Genomic DNA, 3,357 nt, shown 5'->3' on the forward strand with positions numbered 1-3,357 from the left:
ACCGACAACGGCAAGGAATTCACGGATCGCTTCATCACACGGGGAGAGCGTACGCCGACCGGCAGGCATCAGTTCGATCAGCTCTGCGAGGAGCTAGGCATTGAGCATCGCCTGACCCGCCCAAAACTCCCGCAGACCAACGGCATGGTTGAACGCTTCAACGGGCGCATCGCCGACATCCTGCGCACCCATCACTTCCATTGCGGCGAACAACTTGAGGCCACCATCCTGCGGTATGTCTGGCTGTACAATCACCAACTGCCACAGAAAGCCTTGGGGCATGTCAGCCCCATCCAGGCCATGAAACAATGGCAGCGATCACACCCCGAACTGTTCAACAGACGTGTTACCAATCAGCCGGGACACTACAGGTAACTCATTCTGGGGAGATAATCACAAGGGACGGAACATCTGTTAAGCCCCTTAATGATGCGTCAGTCAAAGAGAAGCACCGGCCGTAACCCGTACGGAGGAAAGATTAACCTGTGAGTGCCACCTACAAGAAGAAAATCTTCGAGTTGATTCAATCCTTGGACCTCGGGATTGACCCTGACATCCAAGTTGGTGGACGACTACCAACAATGGCGAATTCTGAGTTTTTGACGAACAAAGAACAGGGCGATTGGGCAGAAAAACTCGTTCAGACCGCCATCAATGAGGGTGAGCTTGGCCTGCTTGCTGTCCGGTACGGTCGCTCCGAGTCTCTGGCTGCTGGTGATGAGGGGTTCGAGGAGTTCTACGCTTCCTATCAAGCTGAACTAAATGAAATTGGAAAGCGCCCCGACATCTTGATCTTTGAACGAGCGCATTTTCCGACCGACCCGGACACCTCAAGCGACGAAGTCGTGAGTAGGGCGATCGCTGCGATAGAAGTTCGTTCGAGTTCCTTCCTCGCCAATCGGTATGCTGCATATATGGAGCAACGCGGAGCCGCAGCGCTTGAGGCCTGCAACCGGATCAGAAAGGAGATTTTAGGTAGCGAACTGGCTGATCTTCTTCGCGAGAAGAACGAGGAACTATATCGCTTTCTGGAAAGTGCGAAAAACGAATCATTCAAGCAGCTCGATTTTCGAAGACCATCATGGTCATCCTCGGCCCAGCTACGCCGATTAAGCGAACTCCTTGGAGACCTCAAGAAGCATATCGCCATCCTTCACAAGCGAGATTACCTGAGTATTACGCCTAAGGTGGAAGACATCGCGCTCGTAAATCGGTGGATTCAGCGATTCGGAGTGAAGCACTATTACTTGCAGGTGTTCTTCGATAAGGCATATTTGATTCCATTTGAGCAAATTCTCCAGATCGCCGCAGATTCGAAGAAGGAGGGTGATGTTTTTTCTGTTGAGCGAGACGTAAAGAATCAGGGTAAGACGACAATTAAGATCAATGTGCAAGTTGGGCGGGAAGTGATCGGCAAAATCGATATGCCGGAGCACCGTTCGCAAATGAAGGAATTCGAAAGAGGCCGACTTCTGTTTTATGTGACCTTTGAAGGTGGTCGCGGGTACATAGATGGGCCGTTACTGAAGGAGGTGCTGGGTGTCTGTTGAAAGCGTAGCGCGCTATCACAGCGTGGTTGGCCTTGACCATAGACGGCGACATGGGCAATTCTTCACGCCACCTCCGGTCGCGAGATTTATGTGCCGCTGGCTCTTGAAGGAAGGAGCCAGAGAGATCTTTGATCCGGCCTTTGGCTTAGGCGCGTTCTATCTCGCCGCAAGGGAGTTGAACCCAAAAATCAGATTTTGCGCCGTTGAAAAGGACGCAAAGGTACTAGCGCATTTCCGGGAGGATCACCCAAACCTTGACGATACGATTGTTTTGAGCAACGCCGATTACTTCTCTGTGTGGGGTATCAAATATTCTGCCATTGTCTGCAATCCGCCATACATGCGGTTTCAGCACTTTGCGGACCGTCACCGGGTTATTCCAGAGATTGAAAAACACCTGGGACGAAGGCTGTCCGGTTACTCAAATATTGCATCTGCATTCCTGCTCAAGTCGCTACATGAACTCGCTCCAGGCGGGCGCCTGGCTTATCTGATGCCCCTAGAATTCTTAAATACAGGTTATGGAGAAACTATTAAGCAAGCCCTTCTCGATAAAGGACGTCTCAAAGCTCTGTTGCGAATCGAGCCGGAGGGCGAGGTCTTTCCTGATGCTATAACCTCAGTCGGTATCATACTGGTATCTGATGACGGCATACACGAGCCCGTCAAGTTTTGCACAGTACAAACGCTCGATCAGTTGGAGCGCAACCTAAGCGATTTCCCGTGCAGGTCCGTCCTGACAGAGGAACTCAGGCCCGCGGATAAGTGGTTACGGTACTTCGAGGAGCCATGTGCTCTAGAACGAGGGGCGCTCCAGCCCCTGTCCATGTACGGCTCGTTCTCCCGGGGAATCGCGACCGGCGCAAACGAATACTTCCTACTGTCTAGGTCCGATGCGGCAAAGTGGGAATTGCCGACTTCAATTCTTCACCCTTGTATTTCGCGTAGCTCTCAGATTAAACAAATGCTCATAACGGACGACGACATTGAGCGCCTTATCGAAGAGGGCGAACGTGTCCTTTTGGCGGATTTGTCCTCGTCTCAAGAAGAGGCTGTCAAGAAATACATTGAATTTGGGGAGCGCCAGCGGTTTGACAAGAGGTACCTAACTCGAATGCGAAAACCTTGGTTCAAATTGGAGAGGCGGCAGCCAGCCCCGATACTGTTCGGTGTGTTCTCTCGAAATGGCTTCAAGGTTATTCGCAACAAAAGTCGTGCAGTATCTTTGACCTGTTTCCACTGTTTCTATCCGAATATCTTTGGAGCGAGATTCGTTGACCATCTTTTCCTTTACTTTTGTTCGTCTGTTGGGCAGCGAATCGTGGCAAGAGAAGTACGAAAGTATGGAGACAAGTTGAATAAGTTTGAGCCGCATGACCTGAACAACGCGTTGGTGCCATCTCCTGAGTGGTTCGCCAGGATCCCGGAAAATGTGATTATTGAGAAAGTTGCTTGTGTCAGTCGCGTGGGCGCGGCTTCGTGCATGCGGGGGTTGTTCGATGATTTGATCGGATAGTGCGTACCTTTCGGGTCATTAATCACGAAGCGGGCCTAACTGTGTCGTGTCTCGGATGATTCGTTGACTGGACGACGCCGTAGTTTACTCTTGGCCCGAGAGGTCATGCTGGAGCTGAAACGATGCATCTGAGGCTGCACAAGAACGCCACCACGACACCCAGAATCCGCGCCGAGATCCAGGTCAGCAAGGAGCCCATGAGGGTTCTGGCCCAGCGCTTTGGCGTGAGTGTCTGCACCACCAGCCCGCTGGAAGAAGCGTGCATCGGTTCATGACGCCTCCCATACCCCT

General features: G+C 51.9%; 3 protein-coding genes and 1 pseudogene. All 4 read left to right on the forward strand.

Going from position 1 to position 3,357, the window contains the following annotated elements:
- A partial coding sequence (locus tag Tchar_RS13285; protein WP_144329459.1) for an integrase core domain-containing protein occupies positions 1-375 on the forward strand: 375 nt, incomplete at its 5' end.
- Between the two features lie 110 nt (positions 376-485).
- Positions 486-1,550, forward strand: a complete 1,065-nt coding sequence (locus Tchar_RS13290) for an AccI family restriction endonuclease (protein WP_201739384.1) — start codon at positions 486-488, stop codon at positions 1,548-1,550.
- Positions 1,540-3,066: an HsdM family class I SAM-dependent methyltransferase gene (locus tag Tchar_RS13295; RefSeq protein WP_144329460.1), complete on the forward strand. Its 1,527-nt coding sequence runs from the start codon at positions 1,540-1,542 to the stop codon at positions 3,064-3,066. Before Tchar_RS13290 ends, Tchar_RS13295 begins: the two co-directional genes overlap by 11 nt.
- Positions 3,067-3,188: 122 nt before the next feature.
- Positions 3,189-3,357: pseudogene (locus Tchar_RS13300) on the forward strand (IS481 family transposase); the annotation flags it as partial.

It is taken from the genome of Tepidimonas charontis (genome assembly GCF_007556685.1).
GTDB lineage: Bacteria > Pseudomonadota > Gammaproteobacteria > Burkholderiales > Burkholderiaceae_C > Tepidimonas > Tepidimonas charontis.